This is a genomic window from Pseudomonas sp. DCB_AW (assembly GCF_026240895.1).
Classification (GTDB): Bacteria; Pseudomonadota; Gammaproteobacteria; order Pseudomonadales; family Pseudomonadaceae; genus Aquipseudomonas; species Aquipseudomonas kermanshahensis.
The window spans coordinates 46,619-59,885 of record NZ_JAPFCE010000005.1; the positions used below are offsets into that span (position 1 = coordinate 46,619).

Below are 13,267 nucleotides of genomic sequence, written 5' to 3' on the forward strand. Positions count from 1 at the left end.
GACTATTGCGTTGTGGTGAAAGTCACAGTGCACCTGGCGAAAGAAGTACAGGTGTTCACTGAAACGTCTATTTTCAGGTCCGAAGAACGTCCTGTCCAGTCCTTAAGACTGCCGCACTTTAGCATTTATCGCCAGTCGCGGTTGTCTGACCGGGTAACCAGCGTTGCAGCGCCCGCTGCAGCTCGGTGCGGCGCAAGGGTTTGCTCAGGTAGTCGTCCATGCCCGCGGCCATGCAACGCTCACGGTCGCCCTGCAAGGCGTTAGCGGTCAAGGCGATGATCGGCACGTGGATGCCGTTTGGCAGCAGGCGGATGCGCTGGGTGGCTTCATAGCCATCCAGGTTCGGCAACCGGCAGTCCATCAGAATGGCGGCGAACGGTTGCTGGCTGACCTGTTCGACCGCCTGGATACCGTCTGCCGCCACGCTCACCTCAAGCCCCAGGCTGCGCAGCATGGCTTCGATGACGTTCTGGTTGACCGGGTTGTCCTCTACCAGCAGCACCCGCTCGCTTCCGGTAAGTGGGCGCTGTTCACGCACCGCCCCGGGCAGTGGCGCCTGGGCCGGTGCGGCCAGGGCCAAGGGCATTTCCAGGGTAAAGGTCGAGCCCAGGCCTTCGCGGCTCTCACCGCGCAGCTTGCCGCCCATGCGCTCGGCCAGCGTACGTGCGATCGACAGGCCCAGGCCAGTGCCGCCATAGCGCCGGGAAATCGAGCTGTCGGCCTGCTGGAAGGCGACGAACATCATTTCCAGGCGGTCGCTGTCGATGCCGATACCGGTGTCGCGCACGCTGCAGGTAAACCACAGCAGTTGGCGGTCCAGCACCTGGCAGCGCGCTTCGACCTGCACCTGGCCCTGCTCGGTGAATTTCAGGGCATTGCCGACAAGGTTCAGCAGAATCTGCCGAATACGCGTGGGGTCGCCGTTCACGTTCAGGTGCTCGATGCCCGTCGGCATGTTCAGGTGCAAGCCAAGGCCACGTTGCTGGGCACTGTGCTGGAACGACTGGACACTGCTGGCGATCAGCTCGCCGAGGTTGAAGTCGATGCGCTCCAGCTCCAGTGCGGTGCGTTCGATGCGCGAGAAATCGAGAATGTCGTTGATGACCTTGAGCAGGTGCCCGGTGGACTCGCTGGCAACGGCGGTGTACTCGGCCTGCTCGCTGGTCAGGGGCGTGGTTTCGAGCAATTGCAGCATGCCCAGCACGCCATTCATGGGGGTGCGCAGCTCATGGCTCATCATCGCCAAGAAGTCCGACTTGGCCCGGTTGGCCTGTTCGGCTTCTTCACGGGCCTGGGTCAACTGGGCGATGGCGCGCTTCTGCTCGTCACTGGCTTGCTCCAGGGCGTTGGCCAGGTTGTTGATGTGGTGCGCCAGATGGCCCAGTTCACTGTCATCCACCACGGGCAGGGGCGTGTTGTACTCGCCTTGCTGAATGGCCTTGACCGCGTGGCCCATGTCGCTGATCGGCTTGGCCAGGCTCATGGCCAGGCGGCGGGCCAGCAGGAAGGTGAACAGCAGGGCGAACAGGGCCAGGATGCCCGCCTTGATGACGATTTCCTGCTGGCGCTGGCTGAAGGCGTCATCGGACATGCCCACGATCACCCGCCCCAGGTAGTCGTCGCCAATGGCCGGTGTGGAGGTGTTGCCGGGCTGCAGGAAGTCGGTGTCCAGGCGGATTTGCTGAAGGCGGATGGGCGCTTGGAACACTTCCACTTGCTGCGCCCGGTTGGCGCTTTCGTCGGACTGCTCGACGTAGACCAGGATGTGGTTGCGGCTGTCCTGCACCTCGAGAAAGCGCACGTGCGGAATGCTCAGGGTGGCGCGCATCAGCCCTTCGAGCACCTCGTTGTTGCCCGAGATAACCCCGTATTCGGAGGCGGGCGCCAGCTGGTTGGCGATCAGCTGGCCGGTGTGGTTGAGTTCCTGGCGCAAGTCCTGGATACGCACGAAGGTAAAGAAGCTGATCAGCAGCAAGGTCAGCAGCAGGGCCGGGCCAAGGCTGATGATCTGGGTACGGGTGTGGATGTCCCAGCTCAGGCGTCTGCTCATGGGGTGGATTCTCCTTCGGCCAGGGCCTTGGCAGCGGCGTTCGGGTCGATCGGTTCAAGGCCCAGGGCGCGTGCCACCTGCTGGTTGCCACTGACGCCGTAGCGCGCCGGGTAAAGGCTTCGCGGCCAGCGCGCGGGTGGCTGGTCGAGCAAATGGTCGAGCACGGCCAGCCAGTCGTCCTGGTCGCTGTAGGTGCTGGCCAGGGCGCCTGCGCGAACGAAGCCGGCATTTGGGCCAATCAACGCCATTTGCCGGCCGTAGCTGCTGAGCAGCAGGTTTTTCGCCGTCTTGGGGTTGTACAGGGCGGGGTCGTCGAGGCCCAGCAGCACATCGCTGTTGCCTAACAGCTGTTGCAGGGGCCGGCTGTCACGTTGGTCGGGCCAGTCCTGGGCAATGATCTCCAGGCCCAGCGGGCGGGCGGCATGGCGCAGTTCATCAAGCAAAAAGGCACTTTGCCTACCGTAAAGCACCCCGATGCGTTGCGCCTGTGGCAGCAGGTAGCGCGCCAGGCGCAGTTGCCGGGCCAGGGGCGGGTCGCTCCACAGCAGTGTAAGGAAGGGGGGGCGCGACTTTCCCAGGCGCTGTTCAGCCTGTACTCGGCTGACCCGCATGGCCAATGCTGGTGGCCCGGCGTTTTCACTCAGGCGCCAATCCAGCGCGGCACTGTCAAGCAGCACCAGGCGTTGATCGCCCTTGAGCTGGCTTGGGCGGGGCAAGTCGGCAGTGGTTTGGAAACGCACCCGGTCATGCGGGCGATGGCTTTCGAATGCGGCGACGAAGCTGCGAATGCCGGGCTGATCCTCGCCACCGACCAGCAAGATTTCACCGGCGGACAGCGGCCCCAGGGGCCATAGGCAAAGCAGCAGCACGCGCAGCAGGCGGGCCATCAGAACTCCAGCTCCGCGCTAACACTCAGGCGGTGGCGGCTGTCGTAGCGGTTTTGCAGCGCAGTCGTGGGCTCATCGTCCAGGCGTTGTTGCCACAGCGCCGCCAGCTCAAGGTTGCTGCCCTGTACCCGGAAGCGCTTGGCCAGGCGCAGGTCCAGGCGCTCGTAGCGGTACTGGTTGAGGGCATCGTCACCGTAATAGAACAGCGCACTCGACCAGCCGTCGCCCCACTCGCGCATCCAGCCCGCCGAGCCGCTGTTGCGGGCGCTGAGGCGGCGGTCGTCGGGGTTGCTGGCCCAGGCGTCGACGTAGGCGTAGGTCACGCGCAGGCGGTCACGCAGGGTGGGGCGCCAGTCCAGTTGCGCCTCGCTGCCGGTGAAACGCGCCTTGTTGCTGTTGCTGGCGATGTATTGGTTGTTCTTCAAAGGCTCGCTGATCATTCCGGTGATCTCGTCGTAGAACAGCTTCACATCCATGCTCAGGTCGATGTCGCTGAAATAGCCGTTGTAGCCCAGCTCGCGCGAGCGCATGCGCTCTTGCTCGAGGTCGCCCGGGCCGCGGGTCTTGACGAAATACTCACCGTGCGGCTGGCCAAACGCACTGGGGTTGAGGTTTTTGACCGTGTAGCTCCAGTTGACGTTGTTCTCGAACATGTCGGGGGAGCGTACCGCTTCGGAATAGACCGCACGCAGGCCATGGCGCGGGGTGATCAGGTAGTTGACCGCCACCCGTGGGGTCAGCGAACTGCCAGACAGGCGCGCGTCTTCGAACATCGCCCCGCCCTGGATGATCCAGTGTTCGTCGGCCCGCCATTCCAACTGGCCGAACAGGCGCCAGGTCTGGTCGACGAGGCTGCCATTGAAGTACGTCTGCGAGTCGGCACGATCATAGCGGTAGTTCATGCCGCTGAGCAGGCGCAGGCTGTCGGTCAGGCTCAGGGTGTCCTGGATTTCCAGGTCGTAGCGGGTTTCGCGGGTGCTCTGGTCGACATCGCCGCAGACCACATCGCGGCCACCTTGGTTGTTCCACTGGTCCTTGATGGCATCGACCAGCGCCTGTTCTTCGGGGTTGCTGCTGCGCGGTGGAGCGTTTGCGCCGCGCGCCACCCGCTCGGCAAAGTTCGGGTTCAACTGCCACAGGCGGGTCAGCTCTGGGCTGAACGACAGCGCGGCATCGCAGGCGCGCCAGACTTGCTGGCGGTCGAAGTGCTGGGCCGAACCCTGGACGTACAGGCTGTGCTCGGGGTTGAAGTCGATGTTCCAGCGTACCGAACCCGCGTAATCCTTGGCGTTGGCGTCGGTGTTGTCACCGCGCTCGGTGACGTAGGGGAACACCGGCTGGTAGGTATAGGGGCGCTGGTTGCTGCCTTCCTTGGCCGCCAGTTGCCATTCCAGGGTCTGGTCGGGGGCCAGGGTGTGGCTGGCGCTGAGGTTGAAGCGGGTGAGGCGGCGGCTGTCACGGTAGTCCTGGCCGTACTGGTCCTGATCGAAGCCATCGTCTTGCTGGCCGGACACCGACAGGCGCATGTCGCCGCCGTCCCAGCCAAAACCATGGCTGGCGTAGAAATCGTTGATGCCATCCTCGCCGCGGGTGACCTTGAGGCGCGTGCCATGGCTGTCCGCCGGGTTGCGGGTGAGGATGTTGACCACGGCCATCAAGGCGTTGGCGCCATAGCTGACCGTGTTGGGGCCGCGGAACACCTCGATGCGCTCGATGTCTTCCATGGCCAGGGGGATGTCGCTCCAGTCCACCGTCGCCAGGCCCGCGCGGTACACCGAGCGGCCATCGATCAGCACCTGCATGCGCCGCGCGTCGTTGACGTTGCTGCCATGGTAGTTGACCGTCGGCTGGTTGCCGGCGCCGTAGCCGATCATCATGCCCGGCACCAGGCGCAGCAGTTCGGGGATATCGCGGGCGCCGCTGGCGCGGATCAGCTCACTGTCGAGCACGGTCATGCTGCCAGGGACCGCCGCCGGGGATTGTTTGAGCCGGGTGGCGGTCAGAACCTGCGGCAGGTCGGTGTTGTCGATGAACAGATCGTCGGCCATGGCCGGGCCGCCGAGCAGGGCAGTCAGAAGCAGAAGACGCGGGTAAGGAGGCGTGCCTGGGAACACGGTACGACCTTGTTTCAGGGATGAAACAGGCATGTTAACCGACCGCAGGGCTTTTGCCAGTGATCAGGGCTTCCTTGCAGCCCTTTCGTAGGCGCTGGCACTGGCCCTGTCGAATACGCACCGTATAATGCAGCGTCGCCACTTAACTTTTGGCTTTAACGGATTAGATATGACTGAACAGCAGCCTGTTGCAGTTCTGGGAGGCGGCAGCTTCGGCACCGCCGTGGCGAACCTGCTGGCGGAAAACGGTGTGCCGGTGCGCCAATGGATGCGCGACCCCGAGCAGGCCGAGGCCATGCGTGTCAACCGCGAGAACCCACGCTACCTCAAAGGCATTCGCCTGCACGACGGCGTAGAGCCGGTCAACGACCTGCTGGGCACCTTGCAGGCCTGCGACCTGGTGTTCGTCGCTTTGCCGTCGAGCGCCTTGCGCAGCGTGCTGGCACCCCATGCCGAGTTGTTGCGCGGCAAGGGCCTGGTCAGCCTGACCAAGGGTATCGAGGCGCAGAGCTTCAAGCTGATGAGCCAGATCATCGAAGAAATCGCACCTCAAGCCCGTATCGGCGTCCTGTCGGGGCCAAACCTGGCCCGCGAAATCGCCGAACATGCGCTGACCGCCACCGTGGTCGCCAGCGAAGATGAACAACTCTGCCAACAGGTGCAGGCGGTATTGCACGGGCGTACCTTCCGCGTCTACGCAAGTGCCGACCGCTTCGGGGTCGAACTGGGCGGGGCACTGAAAAACGTCTACGCCATTATTGCCGGCATGGCCGTTGCCCTGGGCATGGGCGAGAACACCAAGAGCATGCTGATTACCCGTGCCCTGGCCGAGATGACCCGCTTCGCCGTGAGCCAGGGTGCCAACCCCATGACCTTCCTGGGCCTGGCCGGTGTCGGTGACCTGATCGTTACGTGTTCCTCGCCCAAGAGCCGCAACTATCAGGTCGGCCACGCCCTGGGCCAAGGCCTGAGCCTGGAGCAGGCTGTCAATCGGCTGGGCGAAGTGGCCGAAGGGGTGAACACCCTCAAGGTGCTCAAGGCCAAGGCGCAGGAAGTTCAGGTGTACATGCCGCTGGTGGCGGGCCTGCACGCCATCCTGTTCGAGGGCCGTACCTTGAACCAGGTGATCGAGCACCTGATGCGCGCCGAACCCAAGACCGACGTCGATTTCATTTCCATCAGTGGTTTTAATTAAGCCGTCAGCGGCTTCGACCGGAACAAGGAGCGACACATGAACGATACGCCCGAACGCGCCCAGCGCGAGTCGATCATCCTGCGGGTGCTGTGGATGTTGGTGTTCCTGGTGGTCTGGCAATTGGCCGAGCTGCTGTTGGGCGGCCTGGTGCTGGTACAGCTGATCTACCGCTTGGTCTACGGCGCCCCCAGCGCCAGCCTGATGAACTTCGGCGATAGCCTCAGCCAGTACCTGGCGCAGATCGGCCGCTTCGGCAGCTTTCACAGCGACCAGAAGCCTTGGCCATTCGCCGACTGGCCAGCCCCGCGCGCCCCAGAAGGTGAGGCGCCCCATGCTGTGGCACCCGCGCCGCACCCGGTGCGTGACGAAGAGCCCAAGCTGTGAAGCTGTGGGTGCTGCGCCACGGTGAGGCAGAGCCTCGGGCCAACAGCGACGCCGAACGCCGCCTGACCAGCCATGGCCGCGAGCAGGTGCTGCACAGTGCCGCGCGCCTGCTTGGGCAGCCGTTGCAGGCCATCATCGCCAGCCCTTATGTCCGTGCCCAGCAAACGGCAGCGCTGGTGCATGACACCTTGGATTTTCCCGCGCCAGTGCGCACCGTGGCCTGGCTGACGCCGGACAGCAATGTGCAGCAGGTGATCGGTGAAATCGAAAAGCTCGGCCTGGAGCACGTGCTGTTGGTTAGCCACCAACCACTGGTGGGGGCCTTGGTCTGTGCCCTGGAGCATGGCCATGTACAGCAACCGGCGCCCATGAGCACCGCCAGCCTGGCGGAGCTGGAGGGGGAGTGGCCGTTGGCAGGCCTGATGACCTTGCGCGCAATCAGTTCGCCAGCCTGACGCCTCTTGGCAACTGGCATTTCTGCCAGTTGCCGCTTCACTCGACCGCTTGCTAGCGTGGCGCCACATCGAATGAGTGGCCAGGCAGGGAGCAGTTGATGAAGGGTGATATGCAAGCGCTGTTACGTTCACTGGACTTGCAACCCACAGTAGACAAAGTGCAGGAAGGCGTGGTGCTGGACTTTGCCCAGTACAGCGTGTTGCGCGACTCGGCCGACGCCAAGCTTTACCACCTGATGGGCAAGGTGGGCGATGCTAAAGACGACCTGGGCGAGTTGCAGGAAGCCTGCCTGCGGGTGTCCCGCTTGCTGCAGACCAGTTGCCTGGCGCTGCGCCGATTGCAGCTCGACTATGAGGACCAGTGCCTGGCGCGTGAAGTGCTCGAGAGCCAGCTGGCCTATATGCAGGCCTGCCTGCAGCGTTCGCTGGCCAGTTTTGTGCGTACCCGATGACCTGATAGCCCTCGCCGATGACCTTTCCGGACATTGCCGAGCGGCCCCGCGATGCCGACAATGGGCCATCCTCCCACCGTCCGGACCAGGCGCCATGTCGCAGCACATCTTCTTCGCCCACGCCAATGGTTTCCCGTCTGCCACCTACGGCAAGCTGTTCGCTGCCCTGGCGCCGGACTATCACGTTCACCACCTGCCCCAGCATGCCCACGACCCGCGCTTCCCGGTGAATGAAAACTGGCAGAACCTGGTCGATGAATTGCTGCACCACCTGGCACAGCGGGACGCGCCGGTCTGGGGGGTTGGCCATTCGTTGGGCGGGGTACTGCACTTGCATGCCGCCTTGCGTTGCCCCGAGTATTACCGCGGGGTGGTGATGCTGGACTCGCCGGTGCTGACCCGCGCCGATCAATGGCTGCTGCGCACTGCCAAGCGTTTTGGCTTTATCGACCGCATCACCCCGGCCGGCCGCACTTTGGGCCGGCGCGAGGCGTTTGCCGACCGCGACAGCGCACGGGACTATTTCGCCAGCAAACGCTTGTTCCGCCACTTTGACCCCGACTGCCTGGAAGCCTACCTGGAGCATGGCTTGGAGCCCGCGCAAGAAGGGCTTCGCCTGCGTTTCGACCCGGCTACCGAGATCAGTATCTACCGCAGCATCCCCCACGCCAGCCCAGCACCTGCCCGGCAACTGCAGGTACCACTGGCGATGGTGCGCGGCGAGCGCAGCAACGTGATCCGCCGGCACCACACGCTGGCCGTGCGCGGCATGGCCAAAGGCGAGTACCACAGCGTGCCGGGCGGGCACATGTTCCCCCTGGAACGCCCGACCGACACCGCCAGCCTGATCAAGGGCCTGTTCGACCGTTGGAGCCACGAATGAGCGCGCACATGGAGGAAATCCGCCTGAGCCTGGGCCATATCGAACTGGCTGCGCACCTGTTCGGCCCTGAGGATGGGCTGCCGGTGATTGCCCTGCACGGCTGGCTGGACAACGCCAACAGCTTTGCCCGGCTGGCGCCCCGGCTGCAGGGCCTGCGCATCGTCGCCCTGGACCTGGCGGGCCATGGTTACTCGGAGCATCGCCCGCCTGGCGCCAGTTACGCCCTGGCCGACTACGCCCACGATGTGTTGCGGGTGGCCGAGCAGTTGGGTTGGCAGCGCTTTGCCTTGCTGGGCCATTCACTGGGGGCGATCATCTCGGTGCAACTGGCGGGCGCCTTGCCGGAGCGGGTCAGCCACCTGGCGCTGATCGATGGCGTCATTCCGCCCACCGGGGCCGAGCAGGACGCCGGTGAACGCCTGGGCATGGCATTGCAGGCGCAGCTGCGCCTGGATGGCAAACGTAAATCCGTCTACCCGGCGTTGGAGCAGGGCGTGCAGGCGCGCATGAAGGGTATGGTCGCCGTCAGCCGCGAGGCAGCCGAACTGTTGGCCCGGCGTGGGCTGATGCCAGTAGCGGGCGGGTACAGCTGGCGCAGCGACAGCCGCCTGACCTTGCCGTCCCCTGTTCGCCTGAGCCACGCGCAAGCCATGGCCTTTGTCAGGCGGGTGAGTTGCCCGGCCTGCCTGGTGGTGGCCGCCGACGGCATGCTGGCGCGCCACACTGAGTTGCTGGAGCAGCTACGCTTTGAGCAGGTGACGCTGCCTGGGGGGCATCACCTGCACCTGAACGATGAGCAGGGCGCGGCCCTTGTCGCAGACTGTTTCAATCGCTTCTTTGGCTTTGCTTGACTTGCACCGGACAAGTGCCGAGGCTTGGCGGGTTGAACAGGGAGACAACCATGCACATGCCAGACACGCTGGACCTTAGCTTCGGCGCTCCGCGCCGACTGGGCTGCCGATGAGCGCGCCCGTAACCCTCCGTACTACCCTCGCTGCCTGCTTCGTGCTCGCCAGCCCCTTGCTGTGGGCAGGTAGCCTGCCCGTTCCCGTGGATGCCAAAGTGGTCGACCAACGCCCTGCAGTGGAGCAGGAGCGCGTGTACCCCATGGGGCCTTTGCGCAAGATCAGCGGCCGCCTGCGGGTCGACGACAAGGTCGAAAGCCGTGGCCAGGTCAGCTCGGTCACCTATGAACTGCCGGTGGAGCGCACGGCCCGCGAAGCGTTCACCAGCGCCCGCGAAGCACTGCAACACGACGGGGGTTACCCGTTGTTCTGGTGCCAGGGCCGCGACTGCGGCGAAGCCAGCCTTTGGGCCAATGATGTATTCGGCAGTGCACGGCTCAATGGCGGTGACGAGCAGCAGGCGTTCATCCTCCTGCGCCGTTCTGCAGAAGAGGCCGACACACTGGTGGCGTTGTACAGCGTCACCCGCGGCAACCGCCGCGCCTACCTGCACGTGGAAGAGTTCGTCGCCGCCAGCCCGCTGGGTGAGCTGCTGCCCACGGCCGCCACGGTGCTGCGCGAAATGCGCGACACCGGCAAGCTCGACTACCCTGACCTGAGCACGCCGCAACCTGCCTGGGTGGCGTTGTTGGGGCGTAGCCTCAACCTGGACAGCACCTTGCGCGCCAGCCTCAGCGGCAAAGAGGCCGAAGCGTGGCGTGAGCAACTGGTCAAGGCGGGCGTGCGCAGCAACCGGCTCGAGGTCGGCAACGCCCCCACCGATGGCCTGCACCTGGAACTGATCCGTTGAACGAGCACCGCCATGGCCAATAATGACCGCCTGCTGATCCAGATCGTCCTGTTGACGCTGCTCGGCGCTGCGTTGTGGGTCATGGCACCATTCATTTCGGCGCTGCTGTGGGGCGCCATTTTGGCCTTTGCCAGCTGGCCGCTGATGCGCTTGCTGACGCGTGCGCTGGGCGGGCGCGAAACGTTGGCCGCCAGCCTGCTGACGGCGGCCTGGATCCTTATCGTGGCGTTGCCGCTGGTATGGCTGGGTTTCAACCTGGCGGATCACATTCGTGATGCCACGGCGTTTGTCCGTGATGTGCAGGTGGATGGCCTGCCCGAGGCGCCGGCCTGGCTGGGCAGCATTCCCCTGGTGGGTGAGCGCATGGTCAATTGGTGGCAATCGCTCGACCAGCAAGGTGCGGCCTTGATCGCTTCGATCAAGCCTTACCTGGGCCAGGTGGGCAACTGGTTGCTGGCGCGCAGTGCGCAGATTGGCAGCGGCATGCTCGAACTGAGCTTGAGCCTGGTCTTCGTGTTCTTCTTCTACCGTGACGGCCCGCGCCTGTCAGCGTTCGTGCTGCGCCTGTTGCAGCGCTTGACCGGCGATCGCGCCGAGTACTACCTGGACCTGGTGGCGGGCACCGTGCAACGCGTGGTCAACGGCGTCATCGGCACGGCAGCGGCCCAGGCCTTGCTTGCGCTGATCGGCTTCCTGATTGCCGGCGTCCCCGGGGCCATCGTGCTGGGCCTGGTGACCTTCATGCTCAGCCTGATCCCCATGGGGCCACCCCTGGCGTGGATCCCCGCGACGGCCTGGTTGGCGTGGAAAGGGGAGTACGGCATGGCGGTGTTCCTGGGTATCTGGGGCACCTTCGTCATCAGCGGCGTGGACAACGTGCTCAAGCCCTACCTGATCAGCCGTGGCGGCAACCTGCCGCTGGTCATCGTGCTGCTGGGTGTGTTCGGCGGGTTGATCGCCTTTGGCTTCATTGGCCTATTCATCGGGCCGACTTTGCTGGCGGTGGGGTATAGCCTGCTGCTGGACTGGAGCCGCAACGCCGGGCAGCAGCCCCTGTAGGAGCGGCCTTGCGTCGCGAAAGGGCTGCAAAGCAGCCCCAGATTTCAGCGTTACCACGATAATCGCTGGGGCTGCTATGCAGCCCTTTCGCGACGCAAGGCCGCTCCTACAAGGGGCTGCGTTTTTACACTTTCTTTATGCGTTGATCCATCCCTCGATCTCGCCCCTTTACGCCCCTCCCTCGGACAATTTCCCCAAAGCGGCCCAAGCGCCGCACCACGGGGAGCTCCACACATGAACATGCTCGACGGGCTGTCACTGCTGCTGGCAGTGGCATTGGCGATTTACCTGCTGATGGCGCTGCTGCGCGCCGATCGCAGCTAGGGAGTGGCCATGCACAGTTACGACTTTGCCTTGTTACTGGCGTTTTTCGCCATCGTGCTGCTACCGGCACCTTGGCTTGGGCGGTTCTACTACAAGGTGATGGAAGGCCAGCGCACCTGGCTATCACCGGTGGTGGGCCCGGTTGAGCAGGCCTGTTATCGACTGGCAGGCGTACGCGCCGACCAGGAGCAGAACTGGAAGCAATACACTCTGGCGTTGCTGGCCTTCAACCTGGCCGGGTTCCTGTTGTTGTTTGCCGTGCTGTTGTTGCAGGGCTACTTGCCGCTCAACCCACAGCAACTGCCCGGGCAGGAATGGTCGCTGGCGTTCAACACCGCCGTAAGCTTCGTCACCAACACCAACTGGCAGGCTTACAGCGGCGAGTCATCGGTCAGCTACCTGAGCCAGATGCTGGGCCTGACGGTGCAGAACTTCGTCAGTGCTGCCACTGGCCTGGCAGTACTTGTGGCCCTGTGCCGCGGCATTGCCCGCCGTTCGGCCGCCACCCTGGGCAACTTCTGGGTCGACATGACCCGGGCCACGCTCTATGGGTTGTTGCCCCTGTGCCTGGTGCTGGCCCTGCTGCTGGTGTGGCAGGGTGTACCGCAGACCTTTGCCGACTATGCGCACGCACTGACCCTGCAAGGCACTGACCAGGCCATCCCCCTCGGCCCGGCGGCTAGCCAGATCGCCATCAAGCAGTTGGGCACCAACGGCGGCGGCTTCTTCGGCGTCAACGCGGCACACCCGTTCGAAAACCCCACGGCCTGGAGCAACCTGTTCGAGGTGGCGTCGATCATTCTCATCCCGGCGGCGCTGGTGTTCACCTTCGGCCATTACGTGAAAGACCTGCGCCAGAGCCGGGCGATTCTTGCCTGCATGCTGAGCCTGTTCCTTATCGGTGGGGCTACAGCGCTGTGGTCCGAATACCAGCCCAACCCGGCCTTGCAGAGCGCGCAGGTGCAGCAAAGCGCGCCGCTGGAAGGCAAGGAAAGCCGCTTCGGCACCACCGGTTCGGTGCTGTGGACAGTGACCACTACGGCAGCCTCCAATGGCTCGGTCAATGCCATGCACGACAGCCTCAACCCGCTGACCGGCATGGTTGCGATGGTCAACATGATGGTCGGCGAGGTGATCTTCGGCGGCGTCGGTGCGGGGCTCTACGGCATGCTGTTATTCGTGCTGATCGCCGTGTTCCTGGCCGGCCTGATGATTGGCCGTACCCCGGAATATCTGGGCAAGAAGCTGCAGGCGCGTGAGGTGCAACTGCTGGTGGCGACCTTGCTGGTGATGCCGGTCGGCGTGCTGGTGCTGGGCGCTATCGCCGCCAGCCTGCCGGGCCCGGCGGCGGCGGTGAGCAACCCCGGTGCCCATGGCTTTAGCCAACTGCTGTACGCCTACACCTCCGGCACCGCCAACAACGGTTCGGCCTTTGCTGGTTTTGGCGCCAACACGGTGTACCACAACCTGATGGTCGGCCTGGCCATGCTGGTCGGCCGCTTCGGCTACATCCTGCCGATATTGGCCCTGGCCGGCAGCCTGGCGGCGAAAAAGAGCGCACCCCAGGGGCTGAACAGCTTCCCCACCCACGGCCCGCTGTTCACCGGCCTGTTGCTAGTGACCATCCTGTTGGTGGGTGGCCTGACCTTCCTGCCGACCTTGGCCCTCGGGCCAATTGCCGAACACCTGAGCCTGGGCTTCTGAGGAAC

The 13,267-nt window shown here is 64.4% G+C and carries 13 protein-coding genes; 10 read left to right on the forward strand and 3 right to left on the reverse strand.

Annotated features, from left to right (window positions below):
• Positions 1-118 precede the first annotated feature (118 nt).
• The 3 genes from OO306_RS05475 to OO306_RS05485 are packed head-to-tail and all read right to left on the reverse strand — an operon-like array spanning position 119 to position 5,084.
• The gene (locus OO306_RS05475) at positions 119-2,050 is read right to left on the reverse strand and encodes an ATP-binding protein (RefSeq protein WP_027592860.1); all 1,932 of its coding nucleotides are present in this window, start codon (positions 2,048-2,050) and stop codon (positions 119-121) included.
• On the reverse strand, positions 2,047-2,937 hold the full coding sequence (locus tag OO306_RS05480) for an ABC transporter substrate-binding protein (RefSeq protein WP_085272569.1): 891 nt from the start codon (positions 2,935-2,937) through the stop codon (positions 2,047-2,049). Before OO306_RS05480 ends, OO306_RS05475 begins: the two co-directional genes overlap by 4 nt.
• On the reverse strand, positions 2,937-5,084 hold the full coding sequence (locus OO306_RS05485) for a TonB-dependent siderophore receptor (RefSeq protein WP_265967952.1): 2,148 nt from the start codon (positions 5,082-5,084) through the stop codon (positions 2,937-2,939). The genes OO306_RS05480 and OO306_RS05485 overlap by 1 nt, the downstream gene beginning before the upstream one ends.
• A 136-nt stretch (positions 5,085-5,220) precedes the next feature.
• Here OO306_RS05485 and OO306_RS05490 point away from each other — a divergent pair, with 136 nt between their 5' ends.
• The 10 genes from OO306_RS05490 to kdpA all read left to right on the forward strand — a co-directional run bounded on the left by OO306_RS05490 (position 5,221) and on the right by kdpA (position 13,262).
• A complete protein-coding gene (locus tag OO306_RS05490; RefSeq protein WP_099428728.1) occupies positions 5,221-6,246 on the forward strand; it encodes an NAD(P)H-dependent glycerol-3-phosphate dehydrogenase in 1,026 nt (341 codons plus the stop codon).
• 36 nt (positions 6,247-6,282) lie between these two features.
• Positions 6,283-6,630: a DUF4389 domain-containing protein gene (locus OO306_RS05495; RefSeq protein ID WP_027592856.1), complete on the forward strand. Its 348-nt coding sequence runs from the start codon at positions 6,283-6,285 to the stop codon at positions 6,628-6,630.
• Positions 6,627-7,085 carry a phosphohistidine phosphatase SixA gene (gene sixA / locus OO306_RS05500; RefSeq protein WP_085272572.1) on the forward strand — a complete coding sequence of 153 codons (459 nt, stop codon included), beginning with the start codon at positions 6,627-6,629 and terminating at the stop codon, positions 7,083-7,085. The genes OO306_RS05495 and sixA overlap by 4 nt, the downstream gene beginning before the upstream one ends.
• Before the next feature lie 98 nt (positions 7,086-7,183).
• Entirely contained in the window at positions 7,184-7,537 is a 354-nt protein-coding gene (locus OO306_RS05505; RefSeq protein WP_225935619.1) for a hypothetical protein, read from the forward strand.
• A 94-nt stretch (positions 7,538-7,631) separates the two neighbouring features.
• Positions 7,632-8,420 carry an alpha/beta fold hydrolase gene (locus OO306_RS05510; RefSeq protein ID WP_265967954.1) on the forward strand — a complete coding sequence of 263 codons (789 nt, stop codon included), beginning with the start codon at positions 7,632-7,634 and terminating at the stop codon, positions 8,418-8,420.
• Entirely contained in the window at positions 8,417-9,271 is an 855-nt protein-coding gene (locus OO306_RS05515; protein ID WP_265967955.1) for an alpha/beta hydrolase, read from the forward strand. Before OO306_RS05510 ends, OO306_RS05515 begins: the two co-directional genes overlap by 4 nt.
• Positions 9,272-9,380: 109 nt before the next feature.
• Entirely contained in the window at positions 9,381-10,175 is a 795-nt protein-coding gene (locus tag OO306_RS05520; RefSeq protein WP_265967956.1) for a DUF4892 domain-containing protein, read from the forward strand.
• A gap of 12 nt (positions 10,176-10,187) precedes the next feature.
• Positions 10,188-11,234 (forward strand): AI-2E family transporter, encoded by a 1,047-nt coding sequence (locus OO306_RS05525; RefSeq protein WP_265967957.1) that lies wholly within the window; start codon positions 10,188-10,190, stop codon positions 11,232-11,234.
• Between the two features lie 234 nt (positions 11,235-11,468).
• Positions 11,469-11,558, forward strand: coding sequence for a K(+)-transporting ATPase subunit F (kdpF, locus tag OO306_RS05530; RefSeq protein ID WP_033693985.1), 90 nt, complete (start codon positions 11,469-11,471; stop codon positions 11,556-11,558).
• Positions 11,559-11,567: 9 nt separating this feature from the next.
• Positions 11,568-13,262, forward strand: coding sequence for a potassium-transporting ATPase subunit KdpA (gene kdpA / locus OO306_RS05535; RefSeq protein WP_265967958.1), 1,695 nt, complete (start codon positions 11,568-11,570; stop codon positions 13,260-13,262).
• Positions 13,263-13,267 lie beyond the last annotated feature (5 nt).

What these genes read in the sequence shown, in the direction of transcription:
- OO306_RS05475 (WP_027592860.1), bottom strand. Translation starts at nt 2,050, where the DNA reads ATGAGCAGACGCCTGAGCTGGGACATCCACACCCGTACCCAGATCATC.
- OO306_RS05480 (WP_085272569.1), bottom strand. Translation starts at nt 2,937, where the DNA reads ATGGCCCGCCTGCTGCGCGTGCTGCTGCTTTGCCTATGGCCCCTGGGG.
- OO306_RS05485 (WP_265967952.1), bottom strand. Translation starts at nt 5,084, where the DNA reads ATGCCTGTTTCATCCCTGAAACAAGGTCGTACCGTGTTCCCAGGCACG.
- OO306_RS05490 (WP_099428728.1), top strand. Translation starts at nt 5,221, where the DNA reads ATGACTGAACAGCAGCCTGTTGCAGTTCTGGGAGGCGGCAGCTTCGGC.
- OO306_RS05495 (WP_027592856.1), top strand. Translation starts at nt 6,283, where the DNA reads ATGAACGATACGCCCGAACGCGCCCAGCGCGAGTCGATCATCCTGCGG.
- OO306_RS05505 (WP_225935619.1), top strand. Translation starts at nt 7,184, where the DNA reads ATGAAGGGTGATATGCAAGCGCTGTTACGTTCACTGGACTTGCAACCC.
- OO306_RS05510 (WP_265967954.1), top strand. Translation starts at nt 7,632, where the DNA reads ATGTCGCAGCACATCTTCTTCGCCCACGCCAATGGTTTCCCGTCTGCC.
- OO306_RS05515 (WP_265967955.1), top strand. Translation starts at nt 8,417, where the DNA reads ATGAGCGCGCACATGGAGGAAATCCGCCTGAGCCTGGGCCATATCGAA.
- OO306_RS05520 (WP_265967956.1), top strand. Translation starts at nt 9,381, where the DNA reads ATGAGCGCGCCCGTAACCCTCCGTACTACCCTCGCTGCCTGCTTCGTG.
- OO306_RS05525 (WP_265967957.1), top strand. Translation starts at nt 10,188, where the DNA reads ATGGCCAATAATGACCGCCTGCTGATCCAGATCGTCCTGTTGACGCTG.
- kdpF (WP_033693985.1), top strand. Translation starts at nt 11,469, where the DNA reads ATGAACATGCTCGACGGGCTGTCACTGCTGCTGGCAGTGGCATTGGCG.
- kdpA (WP_265967958.1), top strand. Translation starts at nt 11,568, where the DNA reads ATGCACAGTTACGACTTTGCCTTGTTACTGGCGTTTTTCGCCATCGTG.